Raw genomic sequence first — 23,705 nt, 5'->3', positions numbered from 1 at the left:
ATCCGCCGGCACGGGCGCCCCGCCGTCACCGCGCCCCGGCGGGCCGCTCACGGACGACGTCGGCGGCCGGTTTGTCGTCGCGCAGCCCGAGGAAGCGCGGGTGGCGCGGCAGCCCGTCGCGGGTCCACTCGGTGAAGCCGATCTGCGCGACGAGTTCCGGACGCACCCAGTGCACCGCGGACCGTTCTCGGACGGGCTCGGCGAAGGGCGGATCGGGCCGTTCCAGGCGGTCGAGTTCGGCGCGCAGCCGGTGCAGCCCGGCGGTGTCCCAGCCGGTGCCGACCTTGCCCGCGTAGCGCAGCCGTCCGTCCTCGTGGTAGCCGAGCAGCAGGGCGCCGAAGCCAACCCGTCGCCCGGCGGGTTCGGTGAAGCCGCCCACGACGAACTCCTGACCGGCGGCGCGCTTGAGCTTGAGCCAGTCGCGCGAGCGCCGCTGCGCGTACGGGACGTCCGCGCGCTTGGCGATGAGGCCCTCCCAGCCGTGGGCGCAGGCCTCGGCGAGCAGGTCGTGGCCGTCGCGGTTGCGGTGCGCGGTGTAGCGCAGCGGCGGGCGGAAGGAGAAGGCCTCGCGCAGCAGGGACTTGCGGCTGCGCAGCGGCAGCCGGGTGGTGTCGAGGCCGTCGAGGCGCAGCAGGTCGAACAGGTAGTAGGTGACGGTGACGCGGGCGGCGCGGACGTCGACCGGGCGGGTGAGGCCGATGCGCCGCTGGAGCAGGGCGAAGTCGGTGCGCCCGCCGCGCAGGGCGACCAGTTCGCCGTCGACGGTGAAGTCCGGCACATCCTGGGCCGTGAGCGCCTCGACCACCTCCGGGTAGGTGGCGTCCAGCGGCTTGCCGCCGCGCGACTGGAGGTGGACGGGGCCGGCCCGGGTGCGGCCGGCGAGGACCCGCACGCCGTCCAGCTTGCGTTCGAACAGCCAGTCGCCGCCGAGGTCGCGCCGGTCGGTGAGGGTGGCCGGCATCGGCTGTGCGGGGCCGTCCTGCGCCGGCCACAGCAGGTCGCGCTGTGGCGGCGGGAGGCGGTCCAGGGGCGTGGGCACGGCGGTTCGCTCCTTCCCACCGGGCGGGTCGGGGGCCGCAGGGGTCAGGGCTGGAAGAGGACCTTGACCACGCCGTCCTGCTTGCGCTGGAACATCTCGTACGCGGCAGGGGCCTCGGTCAGCGGCACGTGGTGGGTGGCGAAGCCGTCCACCCCGAGGGGGTCGTCGTCGCCGAGGAGGGCCAGCAGGTCGTCCGTCCAGCGCCGGACGTTCGCCTGGCCCATCCTCAGCCGCAGCTGCTTGTCGAACATGGTCAGCATCGGCAGGGGGTCCGTCATGCCGCCGTACACCCCGGAGAGCGAGACGGTGCCGCCGCGGCGGACCATGTCCACCGCGAGGTGCAGGGCGTGCAGGCGGTCCAGGCCCACCCGGGTCATCAGCCGGGTGGCGACGGCGTCCGGCAGGAGCGAGGTCATCCGCTGGGCGGCGGTCGCGGCGGGGGAGCCGTGGGCCTCCATGCCGACGGCGTCGATCACCGCGTGCGGACCGCGGCCGCCGGTGAGCTCCCGGGCGGCGTCGACCACCCGCGAGCCGAGCCGGGCGAGGTCCAGCGCCTCGACGCCGTGCTCCCGGGCGCGTTCCAGCCGCTCGGGCACCAGGTCGACCCCGATGACGGTGCCCACCCCGAGGTGGCGCGCGATGCGGGTGCACATGTCGCCGATCGGGCCGAGCCCGAGCACGGCCAGGGCGCCGCCGGGCGGCACCTCGGCGTACTCGACCGCCTGCCAGGCGGTGGGCAGGACGTCGGAGAGCAGCACGTACCGGTCGTCCGGGGGCCCGGGCGGAACCACCACCGGCAGCGTGTTGCCGAACGGCACCCGCAGCAACTCGGCCTGACCGCCGGGTACTTGGCCGTAGAGCTTGGTGTAGCCGAACAGCGCGGCGCCCGTCCCGTAGGCGTGCACCTGGGTGGTCTCGCACTGGGACTGCAGACCGTTCACGCACATGTAGCAGACACCGCACGAGACGTTGAACGGCACCACCACGGGTTCCCCGACGGACACCGCGTGGACGGCGCTGCCCGTCTCGCGGACCACGCCCATCGCCTCGTGGCCGAGGATGTCGCCCTCGTCGAGGAAGGCGCCCAAGACCTCGTAGAGGTGCAGGTCGGATCCGCACAGTCCGGTGGTGGTGACCTCGACCAGGATGTCGGTGGGCTCCTGGATCACCGGGTCGGGGACGGAGTCGACGCGGACGTCTCGGCGTCCGTGCCAGGTCACGGCTTTCACGGGGGTCTCCCTTCGGGTCGTCGGCGCCGGGAGCCCGGCTCAGGACGCCGTGGGCTCGTGGTGGGCGCGGCTCGCCCGGCGCCCCAGGGCGGTCAGCCGGTGGACCGGACCGCCGTGCGGGTGCCGGGCCGCGGCCCGCACGCCGGGCACGCCGTGCTCCGGCACCGCGCCGGCCGAGGGCAGCAACCGTGCCTGCAGCCCGAGCAGCCGGCCGGTCGTGGCCGGCGCGATCCCGTGGGCGAGCACGGCGGCCTTGGCGAGCGGGGTCAGCACCAGCTCCCGCCGCCCGGACTCGACGGCCCGCACGATCCGCCGCGCGGCCCGCCGGGCGTCCATCGAGACCAGCGGCAAGGACGCGGCGGTGGCGAACCAGGCGTACTCGCGCCCGGCCTGCCCCGCGAACTCGGCGGCGGTCTGCGATCCGGTGCGCATCAGCCCCGGCAGCACCGTCGTCACGCGGATCCCGTACGGCGCCAGCTCCGCGCCGAGCCCCTCGGAGAGACCGGTGAGCGCGAACTTGGCCGCCACGTAGGGCAGCAGGTGCGGCGCCGGGATCCGGCCGCCGATCGAGGTGATCATGACGATCGAGCCCGCGCCGCGGGCCCGCATCGAGGGCAGCACGGCCTGGACCAGCCGCAGCGGCGCCATCGTCATCAGCTCGTGCGCGCGCCGGAAGTCCTCCTCCTGCATCGCCGTGACCGGGCCCACCTGGATGAGACCGGCGTTGTTGACCAGAAGGTCCACGTCGGCGCCGAAGCGGTCCCGGACCGCCGCGAGCAGCCGGGCCGGTGCTTCGGGGTCCACCAGGTCGCAGGCGGTCGCGGCGACCTCGCCGGGACGGCCGCGCAACTCGCGGGCGACCCGTTCCAGACCGAGCTCGTCCCGGGCGGTGAGCATCACCCGGCAGCCGCGGTCCGCGAGTTCGGCCGCGATCAGCAGGCCCAGCCCGCGGGAGGAACCGGTCACCAGGGCGGTGCGTCCGGTCAGGGTGCCGTTGTCGTCCATCGGAGGGCGACCTCCTCGCTCGGGGACGGTCGGATGCCGGGCGTCTGTCCGCCGGTGCGGCGGCCAAACGCGCCGCCCGCCCGCGCCGCCCGCCCGCGCCGCCCGCCGCACGTGCCGCCCACCCCCCGCCGCTCGCGGTGGGCCTCACCGGCCGGGCGACCGGTTCGGGCGGGTCCAGGCGAGGAGGCGGTCGCGGGGCCAGGTGGTGACGAGGCGGTCGGCGGTGAGACCGAGGCGGGCGGCGCGGGCGTAGCCGGAGCGGAACCAGTGGAGCTGCTCGGGGGCGTGGGCGTCGGTGTCGACGGCGAAGAGGCAGCCCGCCTCGGCGGCGAGGCGCAGCAGCGGGTCGGGTGGATCGCGACGCTCGGGGCGGCAGTTGATCTCCACCGCGGTGCCGGATTCGGCGCAGGCCGCGAAGACGGCCTCGGCGTCGAAGCGGGAGGGCGGGCGGCCGCGACCGGTGACGATCCGGCCGGTGCAGTGGCCGAGCACGTTGGTGCGCGGGTCGCGGACCGCGGTGAGCATCCGGGCGGTCATCGGCTCGGGATCGGCGCGCAGCTTGGAGTGCACGGAGGCCACCACGACGTCGAGCCGGGCGAGCAACTCCGGTTCCTGGTCCAGGGATCCGTCCTCCAGGATGTCGCACTCGATCCCGGTCAGCAGCCGGAAGCCGCCGTCCGGACCGCCGTCCGGCCCGTCGGGCTCTCCGGCGTTCCAGGCCGCGACCGCGTCGAGTTGCCGGCGCAGCCGCTCGGGGCTGAGACCGTGGGCGATCGTCAACCGGGGCGAGTGGTCGGTGAGCACGGCCCAGCGGTGCCCGAGCTGACGGGCGGCCGTGGCCATCGTGGCGATCGGGTGGCCGCCGTCGGACCAGTCGGAGTGCAGGTGGCAGTCACCGCGGACGGCGGCGAGCAGCTGCCAGCCGGCCGTCGCGTCGGGCCCCGCCTGCGCCTCCAGCCGGGCCAGGTACGGCGGAATCGCTCCAGTGGAGGCCTGCGCGATCACCTCGGAGGTCACCGGCCCCACGCCGGGCAGGCGCCGGGCCCGGTCGGCGTCCACCGGGCCGGGCGGCAGGTCCTCGACCGCGTCGGCGGCGGTGTGGAAGGCCCGGACCCGGTAGGGCGAGGCTCCGTTCCACTCCAGGAGGAAGGCGATCCGCCGCAGCGCTTCTGCCGGGTGCACGGCCGCGCCCCGCCTCAGGGCACCGCGAGGGTGAGGGCCGCGAGCTCGTCGACCACGGCGGTCAGCCGGCCGTGGCGGCGCAGGGAGCGCCGCTGGCGGTCGGCGCCGGTGCCGTGCCGGCGGACCCGGGCGAGCGTGGACTCCACGGTGGCCAGGTCACCGGCGGCGGCCAGGACGGGGGCGGCCCGTTCGAGGAGGCGGTCGGCCAGCTCGGTCATCGGCGCGTACCGCCCGGTGAGCGGGTCGAGCCCGTTCCCGGACAGCCCGCTGCGGGCGGCCTGCCAGTGGGCGGCGCGGATCAGTCCGGCCGGGCAGACGGGGGCCGGCCGGCCGTCGTCGATCTCCTCCAGCAGGACGGCGGCGAGCCCGCGCAGCAGCGCCGCCAGCAGCAGGACGGTCCGAAGGTCGGCGTTGACGTCGGCGACCCGCACCTCCAGCGTGGGGACGTGCTCGGACGGCCGGGCGTACCAGTACACCATCCGCCGGTCGAGCAGCACGCCGGACCGCACCAGGCCCGCCACCAGCGCGTCGTACTGCTCCTCGTCCAGCACCGGGGCCGGTCCGACGGTCGGCCAGCGCGCCCACCGGACGGTGCGCCAGCTCGCGAAGCCGCTGTCCCGGCCCTCCGTGAAGGGGGAGTTGACCGTGAGCGCCTGGACGACCGGCAGCCAGGGGCGCAGGTGGTTGGCCAGTGCCAGGGCCTGGCCGCGGGTCACCGTGCCCAGGTGGACGTGGCAGCCGCAGAGCGCGCCCCCGTACCCGTCGACCACGCCCCGGTAGCGGGCCGCCATCGCCCGGTAGCGGGGATCGTCGGTGATCCGGCCCGGGCCCCGGTCGCTCAGCACCGGCGTGCCCGAGGCGACCAGCAGGCAGTCCGCCCCGGCGGCAGCGGCGGCCATGACCGCGCGCAGGTGAGCGAGGTCGGCCTCCAGTTCGGCGAGCCGGGCGGTGGGCCGGGTGCACACCTCGACCTGGACGCGGAAGAACTCGGCCTGCACCTGATCGCCCAGCTCGGCGGCGGCGTCGGCGATGACCTGGGGCGCCCGTTCGGCGGGCAGCCGGGTGCGCCGGTCGACTAGCAGGAACTCCTCCTCCACCCCGACCGTGGGCAGGGCGGGTGGCCGGGCGGGCGACGGGTCGGGTGGGGGAGCGGTGCCGGGCACGGTGGTCACCGCCCCGGGGAGGAGGGGGCGACGGCCGCGCCCCGGACGTCGGGGGATCCGGGCCCGGGGCGGTGGTCCGCCGTACGAGGGCCCGGAGGCAGGTGCATCCGCATGGCGGACGTCTTGCCGGGATGGGGGCGTTGAAACGTCCGGTGCCCTCGCCCACCCCTGCCCCTCCCCCCCCGCCCGCCCCTGCCCCGCCCCGTCGTGCTCCGGGCCGCCGGGGGCGGCCGGAACGTGTAGGCGCGGGGTGCCCGGGCAGACGCGCGGCATGGACGACGACCAGGCGGCCCGCCCGACCACACCGGGCACGGATCCGCCGCCATTCCCGCCGGAGGCCGTGCCCGCCGCGCCGCGCACGGCCGGGCGCCCCGCCGCCGTGTGGAGCGAGCCGGGGGAGCGGTGCCTGCCGGGACTCGCCGTCGCCGTCGTCGACGAGGGCCGGGTGCGGATCGTCACCGTGGCCGGCGAGATCGACCACGACACCGGGGACGGGCTGCGCAACGCGCTCGCACGCCCGGTGGCCGAGGGCGTCGAACTCATCCTGGTGGACCTCGGCGAGCTGCGGTTCTGCGATTCGACCGGGCTGAACATCCTGCTCGGGGCCCGGCGGCGGGCCGAGGCGAGCGGGGTGCGCCTGGAACTCGTGGGCCCGCGCGGCTCGGTGGAGCGGCTGTTCGTGATCACCGAAGCCGACCGCGTGCTGCGGATCCACCCGGACCTCGGCTCCGCGCTGAAGGCACCCGGGCCGCGGGTGGAGCCGCGGGTGAAGGGGCCCGGTCCGGGGCCGGGCGAGGAGCCGGTGGACCGTCCCGCCGAGCCCGCCGCACCGGATCCGGGCGGCCCGGCTTCCGGATGAGGGGGAGGACATGGAGCGATTCGGACGCACCCGGCTCCCGGGGCCCGTCGGCGAGCCGGACGCCGAGGTGACCAGGCGCTTCGACTTCCGGGCCGCGGACCGCGCCGCAGGCGCGAGCCCCCCGGGCGGCCCCGTGCAGTGCAGCCGCGCCTTCAGCCGGCAGGTGCTGGAGTCCTGGCGCTGGCTGCCCGCCGTCGACGAGAAGCGGCGGCTGGCGGTGGAGGACGTCCTGCTGATGGTCTCCGAGCTGGTCACCAACGCCTGCCTGTACGCCCCGGGCGGCCCGCGCGAGCTGCGCCTGCGCTGGAACGGCGAGCGGCTCCGGGTGGAGGTCGCGGACGACGATCCGGGCCGCCCGCGGCTGCGCCCGGTCGTCGGCCGCGGTCGTCACGCCGGGTACGGCCTGCGGGTGGTGCGCCGACTGGCCCGCGCCTGGGGTTCCCAGCCGGAGGCGGGCGGCAAGTCCGTCTGGCTGGAGGTGCCGTCCCCGCTCGCCCGGATCGACCACGGCGGTGCCGGCCCGGCGGAGCCGGCGTCGGGGGAACCCCGAACGGGCCGACGGTAGGCGGCACGCCGTGGGCGACGCGGAGGCGGAAGGCAGCCTCGGACCGCCGGGGCGGCCCGGTGCCGACCCGGCGGCCGCGCGTGCACGCCGCTCAGCGGCCGAGGGCGTGGGCCAGTTCGCGCTTGTTCATCGTCGAACGGCCCTTGATGTTGCGCTGCTTCGCCTCGTTGTACAGCTGGTCGTAGGTCGGTCCCTGTGCACCGCTGTGCGAGCGCTTCCCGCCGCGGTGGCCGGAGGACACGTCGTCGAGGGAGCTACGGCTGGCGGTCCTGGACTCGCCGTGTCGGGCGCGCTCCTTGTTGACCGTCCGGGCCGCGATCTCCTTGGCCCGCTCCTCGCTCTCGCCGCGGTCCAGCGCGCTGTCCTTGATGTGCTCGTACTGGCGCTCCCGCTTGGGGCTCGATCCTCGGGGCATCGTCCCTCCTCGTCGTGGCGGATGGTCTTGCCGGAACGCGGCTACCCGGCCGATACGGAAGAAAACGGCCGAAACGTGAATTCAATGTCGTATGTCGGGTAGAACACGCTTACGGTGGTCGTGACCGGGTCCGGCCGCCCCAGCACCCGACCGGGTGCCACCGGGACCGCGCTTGAAGAAGCCGGGCACAGGTCCTGGGGGAAGAAGCCCCGAGCGTGCGGGTCCCATCGCACGCGTGACCGGGCGATTACCCCGTTGCCCAGGAGACATCAAGTGTCCATCCGACTGGAGAACTCCCACCGGGATGCCGTCGCACCGCATGACCGACCGCTCGACGTCCCGTCCGATCTGCCGCCCGACATCCCGCCGCGGCCCACCGAGGCCGAGCTGCGGGCCATGGGCAAGACCGAGGCGCGGGAACTGAGCGACGCGCTGTTCGAGCGCCTGACCGGCCTCGCCCGCGAGAGCCACGCCTACAGCTACGTCCGCGGCACGATCATCGAACTCAACATGCCGCTGGTGCGGTTCATCGCCGCCAGGTTCCGGCACCGGGCCGAGGACATGGAGGACATCCTCCAGGTCGGCACCGTCGGACTGATCAAGGCTGTGGACGGCTACGACCCGCGCCGCGGCGTCGAATTCGTCACCTACGCCATCCCGACCATCACCGGCGAGATCAAACGGTTCTTCCGCGACACCTCCTGGCCGGTACGGGTACCGCGCAGCATGCAGGAGCTGTACCTGACCGTCGCGCGCGGCTCCGACCGGCTCGAACAGGAGCTCGGACGGCTGCCGCACCCCGAGGAGATCGCCGAGGGGCTGCACCTGACCGTCGAACAAGCCACCGAAGGCCTGATGGCCGGCCGGGTCTACCGACCCAACTCACTGGACGCCCTGCGCGACCAGGACACCGACGAGACCGGCAGCGCCCTGCTCGACCGGCTCGGCAGCTGCGACCCCGGCATCGAACTCGCCGACTTCCGCACCGCCGTCCGACCGCTGCTCGCCGAACTGCCGCACCGGGAACAGGTCGTCCTCAAACTCCGGTTCTGGGACGGCTGCACCCAGTCGCAGATCGCCGAACGGATCGGCGTCTCCCAGATGCACGTCTCCCGGCTGCTCACGGCGACCCTGAACCACCTGCGCGAACAGCTCGACGACGTCGACGCCTCCGGCTGGCACGACGAGGAACCCGGGGAACCGGCGTGATCGGCGTACCCGCTCGCACCGGCCGGACCGACCTAAGGAGGACCGGGTGACCACCACCGCGACGGCGCTCTTCGACGTCGACGGGACCCTGCTCGACACCTCGTACTTCCACGCCCTCGCCTGGTGGGAGGCCCTGCGCCAGTACGACCGGACGGTACCGGCCGCCCGGGTCCACCGGGCCGTCGGCATGGGCGCCGACCACCTGCTCGACCACCTGCTCGGCCACGACCGCGACCGGGACGACGACGAGGCGATCACCGCCGCCCACGACGCGCTCTACGCCGCCCGCTGGCCGGTGATCACGGCGCTGCCCGGCGCGGCCGACCTGCTGCGCGCCTGCGCCGGACGCGGCCACCGGATCGTCCTGGCCAGCTCCGCATCCGAGCGCGAGCTGACCGCGCTGCGCCGGGTGCTCGACGCCGACGACGTGATCGCGGACGCCACCACCGCGGACGACGTGGCCGCCACCAAGCCCGCGCCGGACCTCGTCCGGGCCGCCCTGGACCGCGCGGGCGCCGAGCCCGCAGACGCCGTCTTCATCGGGGACACCGTCTGGGACGTCATGGCGGCCGGCCGCGCCGGGGTCCGCTGCGTGGCCGTGGAGAGCGGCGGCTTCTCCGCGCAGGAACTCCTCGGCGCAGGCGCCGCCGAGGTCCACCGCGACACCGCCGAGCTGCTGGCGGACCTGGACCGCAGCCTGCTCGCCCGGCCGAGCCCCGGCTGACCCCCGGCCGGCCGAGGGCCGTCGGCCCGGTGCCGGTGCCCCGCCGCGCGGCGGCCGCCCGTGGACGAGCGGCCGCCGCGCTGCGTGAACCGCCGCCGGACGGGTAGCCGTCGGGGCGTCCGACCGGACCGCACGGCCGAGGAGCCGCGATGGACCCCCTCTCCGAACACCCCACCTCGCCGCCCCGCCCGTACGGGGACGAGGGGCCGCTGGGCGAGCCGAACGGGTGCCTGCCGCCGGACCGGACCCAGGCGATCCTGGAGACGGCGAAGCGGATCGGCTCGCTGCTCAAGGCCAAGGACCACCCGTTCGCGCTCGCGGGCGGGGTCGCGGCCTACGCGCACGGCGCGGTCGTGCGCCTGCAGCACGACGCCGACTTCTGCATCCGCCGGGAGGACGCGGACGCCGTCACCCGGACCCTGCGCGAGGCCGGCCTGCAGGTGTTCCTGCCCCCCGAGGACTGGCTGGTCAAGGCCCGCTGCCTCGGCCAGGACGTCGACCTGATCCTCGAACTGGCCAAACGGCCGGTCACCTCGGAACTGCTGGACCGCGCCGAAGTGCTGCCGGTGGACTCCGTGCACATGCCGGTGCTCGCCGCCACCGACATGGTCAGCGCCCTGCTCGCCGCGTTCTCCGAGCACCACTGCGACTTCGGGGCGGTGCTCGCCGTCGTCCGGCCGCTGCGGGAGAAGATCGACTGGCGGCGGATCCGGGCCGAGCGGGGCCAGGCGCCCATGCCGGCCGCCTTCCTGTACCTCCTGGAACGCCTCCAGGTGATCGAGCCCGAAGGAGCCGGGTCATGACCCGCACCGCCGACACCGAATACCGGGTCGCCCACCTGCGCGACCGCCTGGCCGACGACGAGATCGGCGAACTCGGCCTGCGGATCGAGTGCCACGGCGACCACGTGACCGTGCGCGGCACCGTCCCGAGCGAGCAGCGCCGCGCCGCCGTCGAACGGATCGTGGCCCAGGTCCTGGCGGGCCTGGTGGTGTACACCGACATCGCCCTGGCCGACGACCGGCCGCCGGTCGGCGTCGAGGACCTGCCGTGATCCGGGTCGCCGCCGTCGGGGACATCCACCTGGGCCCCGACAGCCGCGGGCTGCTGCGCCCGGCCTTCGCCAGCCTGGCCGAGCTGGCGGACCTGCTGCTGCTGGCCGGCGACCTCACCCGGCACGGCACCCCGGAGGAGGCCGCCGTGGTCGCGCGGGAGGTCGCCGGCCTGTCCGTCCCGGTGATCGCGGTCCTGGGCAACCACGACCACGACGCCGGCTGCCCGGACGCCGTCAGCGGCATCCTCGCGGCGCACGGCGTCCACGTGCTGGAGCGCTCCTCCGTCACCGTCCGGGTCGACGGTCACCTGGTCGGGGTGGCCGGGACCAAGGGCTTCGGGGGCGGATTCGCGGGCCGCAGCGCCGGCGAGTTCGGCGAGCCCGAGATGAAGGCCTTCGTCCGGCACAGCCGGGAGTGCGCCGACGGCCTGCGGGCGGCCCTCGACGGACTGGCGGGCGAGCACTGCGACCTGCGGATCGCCCTGACCCACTTCGCGCCCGTCCCCGACACCCTCGCCGGGGAGCCGCCGGAGATCCACCCGTTCCTGGGCAGCTACCTGCTCGCCGAGGCGATCGACGGGGCCGGCGCGGACCTCGCCGTCCACGGCCACGCCCACCTCGGCACCGAGCGCGGCCTGACCGCCCGCGGCGTCCGGGTGCGCAACGTGGCGCAGCCCGTCATCGGCCGGGCCTTCGCCGTCTACGGACTGCACGCACGGGCCGGTGACCCCTCCGGTCCGGCGCGTACGGGGCGGGGCCCGGACGGCCCGTCGTCGTTTGCCGGGCACCACGCCGGGTAGCCGGTGGGGTCCCCGGCGCCCCCCGAGCGGGCGCCCCGCCAGCCCCCGGAGGTGGCCACCATGGACCCGCGCGAAGGCCGCGGTCAGGCCGAAGCCGTCCACACACCCGAACGGTCCGAGGACGGACGACCGGCACGTTCCCGGCCCTCGGACGCACCGGACGACGAGAACGGGGAGCACGGCGATGCGGAGACCTACGCCGTCCTCGGCGAGGACTGACCGGGCGGGGGCGACCGGCCTCGGGACCCGCGGACAGCCCGCGCGCGCCGCCCGACGTCCGGTCCACCACCGGCCCGGCCGCCGCTGGCCGGGCGTCCGCCACGGCGCCCACGCCGCCCACCACGCGGCGCTCGCCGCCCGCCACCCGGGCCGGGCCTGGGCGCGAGCGCCCGCCTGAGCACGGGACGCCGTGGAGCGCGGGGCCTAGCCTGGAAGGGGAGCCCGGTGGAGGGCGGCCGGGCCGAGCGTCGAGGGCGGTCCGATGAACGACTTCGTGGTGGCCAACGGCTGGACCGTGGTACCGCTCAGCGGGGACCTCGACGACTTCGCCGCCCATGAGGTGCGGCGGCTGTTGGAAGCGCTCGCGGACGGCGGCGCCGCCCGGATGGTCGTCGACCTGACGGCCGTCGGCTTCGTGGACTCCACCGGCCTGAACGTGCTGCTGGGCGCCGCCCGGCGGGCCCGCCGCGACCAGGGCGCGCTCCGCCTGGCCGGGGCCGCACCGAGGGTGCGGGACGTGGTCGAGCTGAGCGGGGTGGCGGCGGTGCTGCCGCTTTACGCGGACGTGGCGGCGGCCTGTGCCTGAGGACCGGAACGCCGAGGGCCGGGGCGGCGAGGGCTGGAGCGCCCAGGGCCGGGGCACCGAGGGCCGGAACGCCGAGGACCGCAGCGGCGAGGGCCGGAACGCCCAGGACCGCAGCGGCGAGGGCCGGAGCGCCGGGCATACGGACGCGCAGAGCCCGGTCCCCGAGCGGCGGAAGGCCGAACGCCGCAAGGACGGCCGCCGGACCGGCGGCGAGGCCGCCCGGGGCGGTGACCCGGCGGTACTGCGGGAGGCCGTCGACCGGCTGCGCGCCGAGGCCGAGGGGCTGCGGCGCGCGATGCGCACCCGGGGCGTCATCGAGCAGGCGAAGGGGATGCTCGCCGAGCGGCTCGACTGCACGCCGGACGAGGCCTTCGGCCATCTGGTGCGGCTCTCGCAGGACAGCAACCGCCGACTCGCGGAGATCGCCGCCGGGCTGGTCGGTCTGGCGGCGCCGCTCGAGGAGGAGCCACCGCAGGCACCGTTCGGGGGCGCCCCGCCGGGCGCCCCCCTCGCCGCGGACACGCTGTTCGCGGACGGCCTGCTCGCGGACGCCCTGTTCGCCGACACACCGGCGGAGGACGCGCGGACCGAGGACGCGCCCGCCCCAGCCGGGGGCACCTCGGCCGAAGGAGCCGGAACCGCCGCGGAGCCCGCCTCCTCGCCCGCCTCCCCGCCCGGGAAGCCGCGCGGCCCCACCGAGGCCCTGCCCGAGATCGGCCCGGCCGCCCCCGTCCCCGGCCTGTCCGCCCGCTACCACCTGGCGGCCTCCGCCCTGGCCAGCGCCGGCTCGCCCGACGAACTGGCGCGGCTCGCGCACGAGGTCGCGCTGGCACCGCTCGGCGTCGTCGCCGTGGTGCTGGGGCGGCTGGAACCCGATGGCGCGCTGCGCCTGGTCGGCAGCCACGGGGCGGAACCCCGCAGGGTCAGCCAGTGGCAGCGCATCCCGCCGGAGACCGGCGTGCCCCTGGCCGCCGCGGCCCACGGCGGCGGGCTGGTGTGGGAGTTCGACTCCGACCAGCCGGGCGGCCGCGCTCCCGACACCGGGCGGATCGTGCCGGGCCGCAGCGCGTGCGCGGTACCGCTGCACCGCGGCGACCGGATCGTCGGCGCGATGAGCCTGGGCTGGGACGTCCCACCCGCGCGGGCCCGCGGGGCGACGCGCTACGTGGACGCCCTGTCCGGGCTGGTGGCCGCGCACCTGCTGCGGCTCTCCGCCCCGGACGACGAGGAGCCGGGGCTGGCCGTGCCCGGCGGCGAGCACTGGTTCCGTGCCGTGCTGGACGCCGTGTTCGATCCGGTCCTGGTGCTCTCCGCCGTGCGCGAGGGCCCGGCGACCGGCGCGGCGCGGCGCGGCATCACCGATCTGCGGGTGCGCTACGCCAACGCCGCGACCGGGACGGACCCGCAGGTCGGCCGACGCCTCAGCGAGCTCCACCCCGGGCTGGTCACCACCGGGACCTTCGACCGGATCGTGACGGCGGTGGCCACCGGGACCGGCTACCGGGGCCGCTCGGAGGACTTCACCGACGCGGTGCCCGGCCGGGCGCTGGCCGTCCGGGCGGAGCCCTTCCTCGACGGGGTGCTGCTCACCTGGCGGCCCGCCAACGGCGCCGCCGACCGGGTGGCCCGGCTCGGCGAGGAGCAGCGGATGGCAGGGGTGGGCAGCCTCGCCTGGACGGTCGGGCAGCCCCCGGAGCTGTCGGCGGAGGCCCTGCGGCTGCTCGGGTTCGACCCCGAACGCACGGATCCGGTCAGCCCGAAGGAGGCCCTGGCCCGGGTGCACCCGGACGACCGCCCGGCCCTGCGCCTGCTGGTCCGCCGCCTGCTGGCCGGGCGGCGGACGGCGGCCCTGGAGTTCGACGTCGGCCGTCCGGGCGGCACCTCCCGGACGGTGCGGCTGATCGCGGAGGCGCTGGAGGATCCCGGCGCGGGCCGGCCGCACGCGGTCCGCGCGGTGCTCCAGGACGTCACCCGGCGGCACCGGACCGAACAGGCCCTGGCGGAGACCCGGGCGCGGCTGGCGGAGCAGCGGCGCCGGGCCGGCGCCGAGCACCGGACGGCACGCGCCCTGCAGAACGCGCTGCTGTCGGTCCCCGGTGAACCGGAGCCGTCCGTCGACGTCCTGGAGCACGCCGCGCGCTACCTGCCCGCGGCGGAGCACCCCCGGATCGGCGGGGACTGGTACGACCTGGCGGGCCTGCCGGACGGCCGGATCCTGCTGGCCGTCGGCGACGTCAGCGGGCACGGGCTGGCGGCGGCCGTGGGCATGGCCCAGCTGCGGCACGCGCTGCGCGGGCTCTGCTACACCGGGGCGGGGCCAGCGGAGATGCTCGACCGGCTGAACGCGATGCTCTGCCACCAGGACGCCCACCGGATCGCCAGCGTGCTGTGCGGACTGCTCGACCCGGTCGACGCGAGGTTCACCTGGAGCGCGGCCGGGCACTCGCCGCCCGCCGTGCTCCGCGACGGCACCGCCGTCCTCGCCGAGGGCCCGACCGGGACCGTGCTCGGCGCGCTGCCGGAGAGCCGCTGCCGGGACGCCTCGCTGCCGCTGCGGCCGGGGACCGACACCGTGTTGCTGTGGACCGACGGACTGCTGAACCGCCGTGACGGCGGCACCGTCCGCCCGGACCGGCTGCTGCGGGCGGCCGCCGAGTGCGGCACCGGGGACCCGGAGGAGTGCCTCGACCGCATCGCCGCCCGCCTCGGCGGCCCCAACCCCGCCGACGACAGCTGTCTGCTGGCCGTCCGGCTCCCCCCGCCCGGGCCGCGTTAGCGGCCGCGTCCTCGGGGCACCCGCCAGGACGGACCGGGAGGACCGGACGGACCGGGTGGATGCGGGTGACGCGCCCGGCCGGTCGGACGACACGGCCGCACAGCGACACGGCGACACGGCGAGGAGGCGGAGCGGATGGACGGGCGCGAGCGGAACGACGACGGCCGGCCGGCGGTGACGGGGGAGGGCGGCCTGCCCGCCCCGCGCGGGCCGCTGTCCGCGGCGGTGCTCGGCCTGGTGACGGCCGGGCCGCCGGGCGCCGGACGCCTGCTCGCGCCGCCCGGCCCCTTCACCCACCCCTGGAGCGAGGACCACCAGCTCGCCCTCTACCTCTGCTACGAGCTCCACGACCGGGGCCTGCCCGGGGTCGCCCCCGACTGGGAGTGGGACCCCGAACTCCTGGCGTTGCGGCGCGGGTTGGAACGCCCCTTCCTGGCCGAGGTGCGGGCGGAGGCGGAGCCCGTCCGGCCGCTCGGCGACGCACTGGAGAGCCTGCTCACGGAGCCGCCGGACGGCACCGGTCCCTCGCACTTCCTGCAGGCCGAGGGCGAACTCCACCATGCCCGCGAGTACCTGGTGCACCGCTCGCTCTACCACCTCAAGGAGGCGGACCCGCAGCTGTGGATGCTGCCGAGGGTCCACGGGCCCGCGCAGGCCGCGCTGATGGCCATCCTCTACGACGAGTACGGGGCCGGGCGGCCCGAGCGGGCGCACGCCCGGCTGTACGAGCGGATGATGACGGCCTTCGGCCTGGACCCCGGCTACCGGCACTACCTGGACCTGCTGCCCGCACCGACCCTGGCGGTGGTCAACCTGATGACGCTCCTCGGCCTGCACCGGGCGCTGCGCGCCGCCGCCGTCGGGCACTTCGCGACCGTCGAGATCACCTCCTCGCCCGGCTCGGCCCGGTTGGCCGCCGCGCTGGATCGGCTCGGTGGAGGCCCGGACGGCACCCTCTTCTACCGCGAGCACATCGAGGCGGACGCCGTCCACGAGCAGCTGGTGCGCCGCGGGGTCATCGAGGAACTCCTCGCCGCGGAGCCGGAGTCGGCGAAGGACGTGGCGTTCGGCATCGCCGCCGCCGAGGTCGTGGACGGCCGCTTCGCGGACCACCTGCTCGACTCCTGGCGGGCGGGGCGGACCTCGCTGCGCTCAGCCCTGCCCGCCAGCCCCCTCTGAGTCCGGACCCCGCGCCCGGCCCTGCCCGGCCTCCCGGCCCTGCCCCGCTTCCTGGCCCTGCCCGGCCTCCCGGTCCTGGCCCGCCTCCCGGTCCTGCCGGGCCCGGTCCGGGCCCCGTGCGGGCCGGCCGCGCCGCCGGTGGCTGGTGTCGCAGAACGGGTACGTCCGGCTCCGACGGCACGCGCACAGCGCCACCACCGGGCGCTCCGAGACCCGCACCGTCCCGTCCGGCAGGACCACCTCGACCGGGCCCTCGACCAGCAGCGGCCCACCCGGCACGACGACCACCCGGGTCGCCGTCCGGTCACCGTTCGCGGACACCGCGCACCACCACCAGCTCCTCCTCGCGCTCGCCCGGCCGGATCAGCCCGCGCCGCTCGAACAGGGCGGCCCGCGCGGTCATCACCGGCCCGAAGGCTTGCCGCTGCCGGGCCGCCACCGCCGTGCGCAGCCCGGCCGCGCGCAGCAGCGCCAGGGTGGCGGGGACGTCGGCCAGCGAGGACTGCACGAGCAGCAGCACCCCGCCGGCGGTGAGCAGACCGGGGGCCGTCCGGCAGATCCGGTCGAGCACCAGCCGCCCGTCCCGCCCGGCGTCCCAGGCCAGCGCCGCGCCGCGGCCGGCCAGGCCCGTGCCGGGGTCGACCGGCACGTACGGGGGGTTGGCGGTGATCAGGTCGAAGCGACGGCCGGCGACCGGGGCGAGCAGATCGCCCCGGCGCAGCCGGATCCGGCGCAGGTGCAGCCGGGTGTTGAGCCAGGCGGTCAGGACGGCGCGGGCGGAGAGGTCGACGGCGGTCACCCGGGCCCCGGTCCGCGCCGCGACCAGCGCGACGGCCCCCGTCCCGGTGCAGAGGTCGAGCACCTCGCCCGAGGCGTCCAGCCGCTCCCGGCGGACGCACGAGGCCAGCAACCGGGTGTCCCCCTGCGGGGGGTAGACCCCGGGGGGTCGGAGCAACAGCATGACGCTTCCTTCCGGACGGGTGTCGGCATCGAACCGGCGGCGGACCGTCAGGCCCGGGCCAGCAGCGCCCGGTAGACGCTTCGGTGGCACATCGCCAGCCACTGGCGTTCGGCGGCGCGCCGGACCAGCTCGGCCCGGCGGACGGTGCGGTCGGCGTGCGCGGCGCGGACGGCTCCGGCGAGGGAGTCGGCGTCCAGCCCGGTGCGGTCGAGGCGGTAGGTCAGGCAGGGCTGCTGCTCGGCGAAGTGGCCGCAGCTCGGCGCGAGGACGGCGGTGCCGACGTCGAAGCAGGCCTCCAGGCGGCCCGAGTGGGTGCCGAAGCGGTACGGCAGCACGACGAGGTCCAGGTCGAGCAGGGACTGCGCCCAGCGGGCGCCGTCCCGGTACGGCTGGCGGCGCACCTCGATCCGGGGGTGGGCTGCCAGGGCGGAGATCCGGCGCAGCACGGCGCCGTCGGGGGCGTCCGCGTGCAGGCCGATCCGCAGCCGGGTGTCCGGCAGCTCGGCCACGGTCCGCGCCAGCACGTCCACCAGCGGCAGCGGCATGACGTTCGGGGGGAGGTTCTTCAGGTGCACGCCGACGGTGAACCCGGCCCGCTCGGGGCGCGGCCGGACCAGCAGGTGCGGCTCGACCACGTGCGGGTACGGCAGCACCAGGGGCCGGCGCCCCCAGCGGGCGGCGATCTCGGCGGCGGCGCCCGGGGTGAGGGTGATCAGCTGCCCGGCGGCGGGCACCAGGATGTCCAGCCGGGCGAGGTGGCCGGTGTCCGAGGCCTCGTAGGGGTTGCTGAGGTCGTGCACGGTGAACACCAGCGGCTTGCCGAGCCGGTGCAGCAGCCGGACCAGTTCGGTGAGCCGGGCCGGGGCGGCGTTCTCGTAGCCCTGGTGGAGGTGGAACACGTCGAACTCGTCGTGGTGGCGACGCACCCAGTCCGGGTCCAGCATCGCCGACGGCCACCAGCCCCAGCGGCTGCGCGGTGTGCCGCGCGGGCACGGGTCCGGCAGGTGCCGTACCGGGTCGCGGGCGGTCAGGGCGGCCAGATGCCGGACGTAGACGTGCCCCGCCGGGACGGCCGCCACCCGGATCCCGGTGCGGAACCGGCGTTCCGGCGCGGCGGTACGGGGTGGGAGATCGGGGATGACGGCGGTCATGGCTCCTCCTGGGGTGCTCCCGGGCGGCTGCCCCCGGCCCCGGGGGCGAAACGCCGCCCGGGGCCGGCCGGGGGAGCGGCCGGAACGCGGCCCGGTGACGGCCGTCAGCCGCCGCCGGGCAGCCGGACCTCCAGGGTGACGGCCGTCAGCCGCCGCCGGGCAGCCGGACCTCCAGGTGGCCGGAGAGCACCCGGGTCTCCAGCACCGGCTGCGGCGCGGTGGCCGGGCCGTGCACCACCTCGCCGTCGCGGAGCCGGAACTCGCTGCCGTGCCACGGGCAGCGCAGGCAGCCGTCGACGACCGTGCCCTCGGACAGCGGCCCGGACAGGTGGGCGCAGCGCTCGGCCAGGACGTCGCAGCGCTCGCCGTCCCGGACCACGACCACGGCCAGTTCACCGGCCGACCGGCGCACCGCCTGGCCGTTCGGGAAGTCCTCCAGCGCGCCGAGGGCCACCCAGTCGGACGGTGCCAACCGGGGCACGGCGGCGGCCCGGTCGGGCCCGGCGGCCAGCCGGTAGGCCAGGTGCCCGCCGAGCGCGGCCCCGGCCGAGACGGCCGTCAGCCCCGCCAGGCCGAGCAGCCGGCCCCGGGCGCGGCGCCCCCGGCAGCGGGCCAGCAGCGAGCCGCCGTACAACAGCAGCCCGGTGGTGTTGGCGAGCGCGTGCACCAGCCCGGTGCGGCGCCGCGGCGGATCGAGCCGGGCCCAGTCCACCCAGCCGGTGACCGCGGCGGGCGCGGCGGCCAGCAGCCCGGCCGCCACCAGGGCGCCCGCCGACCGCCGGCCGCCCGGGGTGAAGTCCAGCAGGGCGGCGGAGGTCCAGCAGCCGAGCGGGAGCTGGACCAGCGCCGGGTGCAGCGGGTGGCCCAGCCACACGCCGTGCAGCGCGTCGCGGTACCGGCCGAGCGGCAGCGCCTGCGCCGCGTCGGCGAGCGGCCCGGCCGGGGCGTCCAGGAAGTCCCAGTGCTCGGGCGCCTCCAGGGCGCCGCGCAGCCGGCGGGACCAGCGGTGGGTGTGCAGGGGTGAGGTGTCCATACCGGGCGGCTAGCCGGGTACCGGGCCGCCAAACCCCGGCGCCCGGTGTGTGGCCAGGCGGCCCGGGTAGACGCGCGAGGGTGGCCGGACCCGAGAAGGTCGCCCATCGTCCGGACACCGGGCACCTGGACTGCGGTGATCACGCTGCGGCACGGGCCGAGCGGCTGCCGGAACAGGTGACCACCGCATGACGGTGGCAGGCGACGGAAGAAGAACGAGGCGCCGAGATGGCCGATCTGACGCGGATCGCGCAGATCGTCGCGGAGGCCGTCAACGGCCCGGGCCGCCACGAACTGCCCGAGCGGCTGTGCGTCGCCTGCGTCGACGCACTGGCCGCGGACACGGCCGCCATCACCCTGATGGCCGACACCGGACACCGTGCCGGGGTCTGGGCCAGCGACGGGCGGGCCCGGCGGATGGAGGAGCGCCAGTTCAGCCTCGGAGAGGGGCCGAGCGTGGACGCGTTCCGCACCCGAGGCCCGGTGGCGGTCGCCGACCTGCTGTCCGGCGACGAGGAGCGGTGGCCGGTGCTGGCGGTCGACCTGGCCTCGGCGCTTTCCGCGCTCCCGGAGCTGCGCAGCGTCTACGCCACCCCGCTCCACCTGGGCACGTCCGGCATCGGCGTGCTGAGCCTCTACCGCGCGCGGCCGGGCGTCCCGAGCGCCGCGCAGTCCGCCGACATCCAGGTCGCCGCGACCAGCGTGACGCTCGCCATCGTGGGCTCCTTCCTGGCCCCCACCGGCGAGTCGCCGGCCCGGCCCTGGCTGGAGGATCCGCCGCTCGACGGCGTCGAGGTGGACCAGGCGGTGGGCACGGTCATGGTGCAGCTGCGGGTGTCCGCGAACGAGGCCCTCGCCCGGCTGCGGGCCCACGCCTTCGCCCACGGCCGGGAGATCGACGAGGTCGCGCACGACGTGGTGGAGCGGCGACTGCGGTTCACCGAGGAGGACCGATGACGGATGACCGACGAAGTGCCTCGGGCGTAGCCTGGCTCCAAGGGGAGAGGGAGGCCGTCATGACGCACGAGGCCCGGATGAACGAGGTGTTCGCCGGGCTCACCGGGACACTGGTCGCACCGGGCTACGACGCCGTCGAGTTCCTGCACCGGCTCACCGAGGTCTGTACGGCACTCAGCGGTACGGCCGGTGTCGGCCTCGTCGTCGCCGACCGTCGCGGCGAGCTGCGCGACGTGGCCTACTCCAGCGACCGGGTGCGCCGGCTGGAGGCCCTGCAGATCTCCGCGGGCGAGGGCCCCTGCCTGGACTGCCACCGCACCGGCGAGCAGGTCGTCGCGCGCGACCTCGACCGGGCCGCGGCCCGCTGGCCCCGCTTCGCGCCCCAGGCCGTCGCCCTCGGCTTCCGCTCCGTCCGGGCCGTGCCGCTGCGCCTGGAGGGCCGGACCGTGGGAGCGCTCAACGTCTTCGACGTCCGCACCGGCACCGAACCGGGCCACGACGGCCCGGACGTCGTCCAGCCGCTCGCGGACCTCGCCGTGATCGCCCTGCTGCAGCGCCGGTACGGGCGGGAGCAGACGGCCGCCGAGGAGATCAGCGCCGCCCTGGCCGACCGCAGCGCGGTCGAACGGGCCAAGGGCGTGCTCGCCGAGTACGGCGGGCTGGACATGGACACCGCCTTCGAGGTGCTGCGCTCGCACGCCCGCCGCAGCGGCACGGGCGTGGCCGCGTCGGCCCGGGCCCTGGTCGACGGCCGTACGGACCCGGCTTCGCTGCTGGCGGGCTGACCACCCGGTCGGTGGGCTGACCGCGGGCGCGCGGTGCTGCGGCGGTGGTCCCCGTCCGGTGGTGGTCCCCGGCGGGTGGTCCAAGGCGGGTGGTCCCCGGCGGGTTGTTTCCGACGGCCCCCCTCGGGCAGCCGCCGGGTGTCGGAACCCACTCCAACCCGGGGCGACACCATGACCTCTCCCGATCCCGAACCCGACCGCACCCCCGCGCTCGACGAACACGGCGCGCTGCCCGGTGGCGACACCCCGCCGGCCGAGGGCGGCATCTCCGGCATCTCCCATCCGGAACCGGTCGAAGTGCGACGGGCCTGGGGGCCCTGGCCCGCCGTGGTCATCGTGCTGCTGTCACTGGCGGTCTCGGTGATGCTCGTCGCCATGATCGTCGTCCTGGCCTGAGTCTCCCCGCCCCGGCCTCCCCGCCCCGGTCTCGCGCCCCGGGCGTCCCGCGCCGGGGCTCGCCCGTCCGGCGCCGGGGCCTGCCCTTCCCGCACCGGGCGTGGCCGTCCCGCAGCCGGGGCGGTTACCGCGCGGCGGACGGGGCAGACGCGCGGTCGGCCGGGAAACACCCGGACCGGATCCCAGCGAGGAGGCCCCGGATGAGCATGGTGAAGGAATCCGTCGACGTCGAAGTCCCGCTGCACACCGCCTACAACCAGTGGACCCAGTTCGAGGAGTTCCCCCGCTTCATGGAGGGCGTCGAGTCGGTGACCCAGCTGGACGAGCGCCACAACCACTGGCGCACCAGCATCGGCGGCGTCACCCGCGAGTTCGACACCGAGATCGTCGACCAGCTGCCGGACGAGCGGATCGCCTGGCGGACCATGGACGGCGAGGTGGAGCAGAAGGGCGTGGTGACCTTCCAGCGGCTCGACGAGAGCCGGACCCGGGTCAACATGGCCATCGACTTCCGGCCCGACGGCATGGTCGAGAAGGTCGGTGACGCGATGGGCATGGTCGACCGGAGGGTGAAGGGCGACCTCGAGCGCTTCAAGGAGTTCATCGAGCACCGAGGCACGGAGGAGGGCGGCTGGCGCGGGCGGATCAGCCCGGGCTGATCCCGCCGCGGCGCGTCCGGCGGCCCCGACCCCACCCGGGTCGGGGCCGCCCCACGTCCGCGTGCTGCGCCCGGCGCCGTACCCGGTTGTTCTCGGCCGGGCCGGGTAGGCGCGCGGCATGGAGGACCTCGGACCACCCCCGGCGGGCGACCCGACCGGGGACGACGCGGAAGGGCTCGACCTGTGCGACCACTGCGGACGGGCCGTCGCCGACGCCGACCTGCTCGGCGCCCTGGTACCGGACTCCTCCGCGCTGCACCCGACCGATCCCGACCTGGACGGCAAAAGGGTGCTGCTGGCCTGTTCCGTCGACCACCTGGCCGCCCTGATCGAGGACTACCGGCACCGCCGCTTCGTCCCCGAGGAGCAGTGGGCGGGCAAGGTCTGCCGGGCCCTCGCCGACTGCGACGAGCCCGTCCCGATCAGCGTGGTCGCCCGGCTGAGCGGACTGTCCGAGCACCAGGCCGTCCAGGGCGTGGAATGGCACAACGCCCGCGCCCGCGAATGGCGCGAACGCTTCGGCGAGCCCGACGGGGACGACCAGGACGAGGACTGACCGGCCGAGCACCGGCCCGACCGGTGGGCGGCCACCGGACCGAGGAGGAGCCATGACGACCGTCCCGAAGCGCTACCGGCTGGTCGCGACCGACCCGTACCGGGAGTTCCTGCTCACCGCCACCGGGGCGATGGGCAGCACGGGAACGCAGGTGTACGTGGACGACTCCGGCGCCGTCCGGGTCGAGATCGACGGCGCGGGCGAGGTCCGCACCATCACCACCGCCCTCGACCTCGGCCGCCCGGTCCTCGCCGAGCCGCTGGACTGAGCCCCGCCCTGAGCGCCCGGACCGAACCTGAGCGCCCGGACCGAACGAAGCCCCGGATCGGACCCGGGCGTCCCGCATGGCCCGCCGGCCAGCGGGTACCCGCCGGGGTTCGCGGTCGGCGCGCACCCGCGCACTCGGCGGTACGCGCCGACCGGAACCGACCAGGAACCGACCAGGAGGAGACATGACCGGGCAGACCAAGGTCCTGGCGATCGTGATGAACGACGGCGTCGAACAGGACGAACTCATCGTTCCCGTAAGGCACTTGCGCGACGACGGCGTGGAGGTCGACATCGCCGCGCCCGAACGGGACGACATCCGCACGCTCGTCCGGGACAAGGACCCGGGCGAGACGGTGCGGCCCACCCTCACCCTCGACGAGATCGACCCCGCCGGCTACGACCTGCTGCTGATCCCCGGTGGCACCCTCAACGCCGACAGCCTCCGCATGCGCCAGGAGGCCGTCGACACGGTGCTCGCCTTCACCACCTCGGGCCGCCCGATCGCCGCGATCTGCCACGGGCCGTGGCTGCTGGCCGAGGCGGGCGTCGCGTACGGCAAGCGGCTCACCTCCTTCCCGTCGCTGCGCACCGACCTCGCGAACGCGGGCGCGACCTGGGCGGACGAGCCGCTGGTCACCGATGACGCCAACGGCTGGCGGCTGGTCACCTCGCGCAACCCCGACGACCTGGAACACTTCCTGCGCGGCATCGACACCGCGCTGCGCAGGGGCGTCGCCGCGGTCGGCTCGCGCTGAGCGACGGACCCGACGAAGGGCCCGACGGCAGGAACCTGCCGTCGGGCCCTTTCCGCCGACCTGTCGTCGGGCCTTTTCCGCACCGCCCTAGGCCGTGTCTCGCAATTGATCTTGCAGGGTCAAATGTCGTTGAGCTCGTGGCGGGCAGCCCGGAAGACTGGCGCCATGAGCTCTCGACG

General features: G+C 76.2%; 28 protein-coding genes. 18 read left to right on the top strand and 10 right to left on the bottom strand.

Annotated features, from left to right (window positions below; translation table 11 throughout):
• Nucleotides 1-25: 25 nt before the first annotated feature.
• The 5 genes from ligD to ACZ6Y7_RS37310 all read right to left on the bottom strand — a co-directional run bounded on the left by ligD (nt 26) and on the right by ACZ6Y7_RS37310 (nt 5,627).
• Complete coding sequence (gene ligD, locus ACZ6Y7_RS37330; protein WP_465762427.1) at nt 26-1,039, bottom strand: non-homologous end-joining DNA ligase; 1,014 nt, start codon at nt 1,037-1,039, stop codon at nt 26-28.
• 44 nt (nt 1,040-1,083) lie between these two features.
• Nucleotides 1,084-2,268, bottom strand: coding sequence for an alcohol dehydrogenase catalytic domain-containing protein (locus tag ACZ6Y7_RS37325; RefSeq protein WP_465762426.1), 1,185 nt, complete (start codon nt 2,266-2,268; stop codon nt 1,084-1,086).
• Nucleotides 2,269-2,307: 39 nt separating this feature from the next.
• On the bottom strand, nt 2,308-3,273 hold the full coding sequence (locus ACZ6Y7_RS37320) for an SDR family NAD(P)-dependent oxidoreductase (protein ID WP_465762425.1): 966 nt from the start codon (nt 3,271-3,273) through the stop codon (nt 2,308-2,310).
• 144 nt (nt 3,274-3,417) lie between these two features.
• A complete protein-coding gene (locus tag ACZ6Y7_RS37315; RefSeq protein ID WP_465762424.1) occupies nt 3,418-4,455 on the bottom strand; it encodes a PHP domain-containing protein in 1,038 nt (345 codons plus the stop codon).
• 14 nt (nt 4,456-4,469) lie between these two features.
• Nucleotides 4,470-5,627 (bottom strand): carboxylate-amine ligase, encoded by a 1,158-nt coding sequence (locus tag ACZ6Y7_RS37310; protein ID WP_465762423.1) that lies wholly within the window; start codon nt 5,625-5,627, stop codon nt 4,470-4,472.
• 262 nt (nt 5,628-5,889) lie between these two features.
• On the opposite strand from ACZ6Y7_RS37310, the gene ACZ6Y7_RS37305 reads away from it, so the two are divergent.
• Both ACZ6Y7_RS37305 and ACZ6Y7_RS37300 read left to right on the top strand, forming a co-directional pair.
• Complete coding sequence (locus ACZ6Y7_RS37305; protein WP_465762422.1) at nt 5,890-6,477, top strand: STAS domain-containing protein; 588 nt, start codon at nt 5,890-5,892, stop codon at nt 6,475-6,477.
• 10 nt (nt 6,478-6,487) lie between these two features.
• Complete coding sequence (locus ACZ6Y7_RS37300) at nt 6,488-7,042, top strand: ATP-binding protein (RefSeq protein ID WP_465762421.1); 555 nt, start codon at nt 6,488-6,490, stop codon at nt 7,040-7,042.
• Nucleotides 7,043-7,133: 91 nt separating this feature from the next.
• On the opposite strand, the gene ACZ6Y7_RS37295 is transcribed toward ACZ6Y7_RS37300, so the two are convergent.
• Nucleotides 7,134-7,457: a plasmid stabilization protein gene (locus ACZ6Y7_RS37295; RefSeq protein WP_465762420.1), complete on the bottom strand. Its 324-nt coding sequence runs from the start codon at nt 7,455-7,457 to the stop codon at nt 7,134-7,136.
• Between the two features lie 273 nt (nt 7,458-7,730).
• Between ACZ6Y7_RS37295 and ACZ6Y7_RS37290 the strand changes: the two genes are divergently transcribed.
• From ACZ6Y7_RS37290 to ACZ6Y7_RS37250, 9 genes are all read left to right on the top strand, one after another.
• On the top strand, nt 7,731-8,666 hold the full coding sequence (locus ACZ6Y7_RS37290) for a SigB/SigF/SigG family RNA polymerase sigma factor (protein ID WP_465762419.1): 936 nt from the start codon (nt 7,731-7,733) through the stop codon (nt 8,664-8,666).
• A gap of 46 nt (nt 8,667-8,712) precedes the next feature.
• Entirely contained in the window at nt 8,713-9,390 is a 678-nt protein-coding gene (locus ACZ6Y7_RS37285; protein WP_465762418.1) for an HAD family hydrolase, read from the top strand.
• A 149-nt stretch (nt 9,391-9,539) separates the two neighbouring features.
• Complete coding sequence (locus ACZ6Y7_RS37280) at nt 9,540-10,193, top strand: nucleotidyltransferase family protein (RefSeq protein WP_465762417.1); 654 nt, start codon at nt 9,540-9,542, stop codon at nt 10,191-10,193.
• On the top strand, nt 10,190-10,444 hold the full coding sequence (locus ACZ6Y7_RS37275) for a BON domain-containing protein (protein ID WP_465762416.1): 255 nt from the start codon (nt 10,190-10,192) through the stop codon (nt 10,442-10,444). Before ACZ6Y7_RS37280 ends, ACZ6Y7_RS37275 begins: the two co-directional genes overlap by 4 nt.
• Nucleotides 10,441-11,244, top strand: coding sequence for a metallophosphoesterase family protein (locus ACZ6Y7_RS37270; protein ID WP_465762415.1), 804 nt, complete (start codon nt 10,441-10,443; stop codon nt 11,242-11,244). Before ACZ6Y7_RS37275 ends, ACZ6Y7_RS37270 begins: the two co-directional genes overlap by 4 nt.
• Before the next feature lie 60 nt (nt 11,245-11,304).
• A complete protein-coding gene (locus ACZ6Y7_RS37265; RefSeq protein ID WP_465762414.1) occupies nt 11,305-11,463 on the top strand; it encodes a hypothetical protein in 159 nt (52 codons plus the stop codon).
• 262 nt (nt 11,464-11,725) lie between these two features.
• On the top strand, nt 11,726-12,049 hold the full coding sequence (locus ACZ6Y7_RS37260; protein ID WP_465762413.1) for an STAS domain-containing protein: 324 nt from the start codon (nt 11,726-11,728) through the stop codon (nt 12,047-12,049).
• A complete protein-coding gene (locus ACZ6Y7_RS37255; RefSeq protein ID WP_465762412.1) occupies nt 12,042-14,825 on the top strand; it encodes a SpoIIE family protein phosphatase in 2,784 nt (927 codons plus the stop codon). The genes ACZ6Y7_RS37260 and ACZ6Y7_RS37255 overlap by 8 nt, the downstream gene beginning before the upstream one ends.
• A gap of 135 nt (nt 14,826-14,960) precedes the next feature.
• Nucleotides 14,961-16,004, top strand: coding sequence for an iron-containing redox enzyme family protein (locus ACZ6Y7_RS37250; protein ID WP_465762411.1), 1,044 nt, complete (start codon nt 14,961-14,963; stop codon nt 16,002-16,004).
• On the opposite strand, the gene ACZ6Y7_RS37245 is transcribed toward ACZ6Y7_RS37250, so the two are convergent.
• From ACZ6Y7_RS37245 to ACZ6Y7_RS37230, 4 genes are all read right to left on the bottom strand, one after another.
• Nucleotides 15,978-16,325: a CDGSH iron-sulfur domain-containing protein gene (locus ACZ6Y7_RS37245; RefSeq protein ID WP_465762410.1), complete on the bottom strand. Its 348-nt coding sequence runs from the start codon at nt 16,323-16,325 to the stop codon at nt 15,978-15,980. The genes ACZ6Y7_RS37250 and ACZ6Y7_RS37245 overlap by 27 nt on opposite strands.
• The gene (locus ACZ6Y7_RS37240; RefSeq protein ID WP_465762409.1) at nt 16,309-16,965 is read right to left on the bottom strand and encodes a HemK2/MTQ2 family protein methyltransferase; all 657 of its coding nucleotides are present in this window, start codon (nt 16,963-16,965) and stop codon (nt 16,309-16,311) included. Before ACZ6Y7_RS37240 ends, ACZ6Y7_RS37245 begins: the two co-directional genes overlap by 17 nt.
• A 47-nt stretch (nt 16,966-17,012) precedes the next feature.
• Nucleotides 17,013-18,116, bottom strand: coding sequence for a glycosyltransferase family protein (locus tag ACZ6Y7_RS37235; protein WP_465762408.1), 1,104 nt, complete (start codon nt 18,114-18,116; stop codon nt 17,013-17,015).
• Nucleotides 18,117-18,261: 145 nt separating this feature from the next.
• Nucleotides 18,262-19,149, bottom strand: a complete 888-nt coding sequence (locus ACZ6Y7_RS37230) for a Rieske (2Fe-2S) protein (protein ID WP_465762407.1) — start codon at nt 19,147-19,149, stop codon at nt 18,262-18,264.
• A 227-nt stretch (nt 19,150-19,376) separates the two neighbouring features.
• On the opposite strand from ACZ6Y7_RS37230, the gene ACZ6Y7_RS37225 reads away from it, so the two are divergent.
• The 7 genes from ACZ6Y7_RS37225 to ACZ6Y7_RS37195 all read left to right on the top strand — a co-directional run bounded on the left by ACZ6Y7_RS37225 (nt 19,377) and on the right by ACZ6Y7_RS37195 (nt 23,526).
• Entirely contained in the window at nt 19,377-20,105 is a 729-nt protein-coding gene (locus ACZ6Y7_RS37225) for a GAF and ANTAR domain-containing protein (RefSeq protein ID WP_465762406.1), read from the top strand.
• Nucleotides 20,106-20,164: 59 nt separating this feature from the next.
• Nucleotides 20,165-20,890 carry a GAF and ANTAR domain-containing protein gene (locus tag ACZ6Y7_RS37220; protein WP_465762405.1) on the top strand — a complete coding sequence of 242 codons (726 nt, stop codon included), beginning with the start codon at nt 20,165-20,167 and terminating at the stop codon, nt 20,888-20,890.
• A 171-nt stretch (nt 20,891-21,061) separates the two neighbouring features.
• Nucleotides 21,062-21,286: a DUF6480 family protein gene (locus tag ACZ6Y7_RS37215; protein ID WP_402211813.1), complete on the top strand. Its 225-nt coding sequence runs from the start codon at nt 21,062-21,064 to the stop codon at nt 21,284-21,286.
• A gap of 200 nt (nt 21,287-21,486) precedes the next feature.
• Complete coding sequence (locus tag ACZ6Y7_RS37210) at nt 21,487-21,945, top strand: SRPBCC family protein (protein WP_465762404.1); 459 nt, start codon at nt 21,487-21,489, stop codon at nt 21,943-21,945.
• A gap of 118 nt (nt 21,946-22,063) precedes the next feature.
• Nucleotides 22,064-22,501: a hypothetical protein gene (locus ACZ6Y7_RS37205; protein ID WP_465762403.1), complete on the top strand. Its 438-nt coding sequence runs from the start codon at nt 22,064-22,066 to the stop codon at nt 22,499-22,501.
• Nucleotides 22,502-22,553: 52 nt separating this feature from the next.
• The gene (locus tag ACZ6Y7_RS37200; RefSeq protein WP_465762402.1) at nt 22,554-22,769 is read left to right on the top strand and encodes a DUF6296 family protein; all 216 of its coding nucleotides are present in this window, start codon (nt 22,554-22,556) and stop codon (nt 22,767-22,769) included.
• Between the two features lie 184 nt (nt 22,770-22,953).
• Nucleotides 22,954-23,526 (top strand): type 1 glutamine amidotransferase domain-containing protein, encoded by a 573-nt coding sequence (locus ACZ6Y7_RS37195; RefSeq protein WP_465762401.1) that lies wholly within the window; start codon nt 22,954-22,956, stop codon nt 23,524-23,526.
• Nucleotides 23,527-23,705 lie beyond the last annotated feature (179 nt).

The sequence above is a fragment of the Kitasatospora sp. NPDC053308 genome (genome assembly GCF_055585785.1).
The sequence above is the reverse complement of the archived record's forward strand: the minus strand, read 5'-3'. Positions and strand labels throughout refer to the sequence as shown.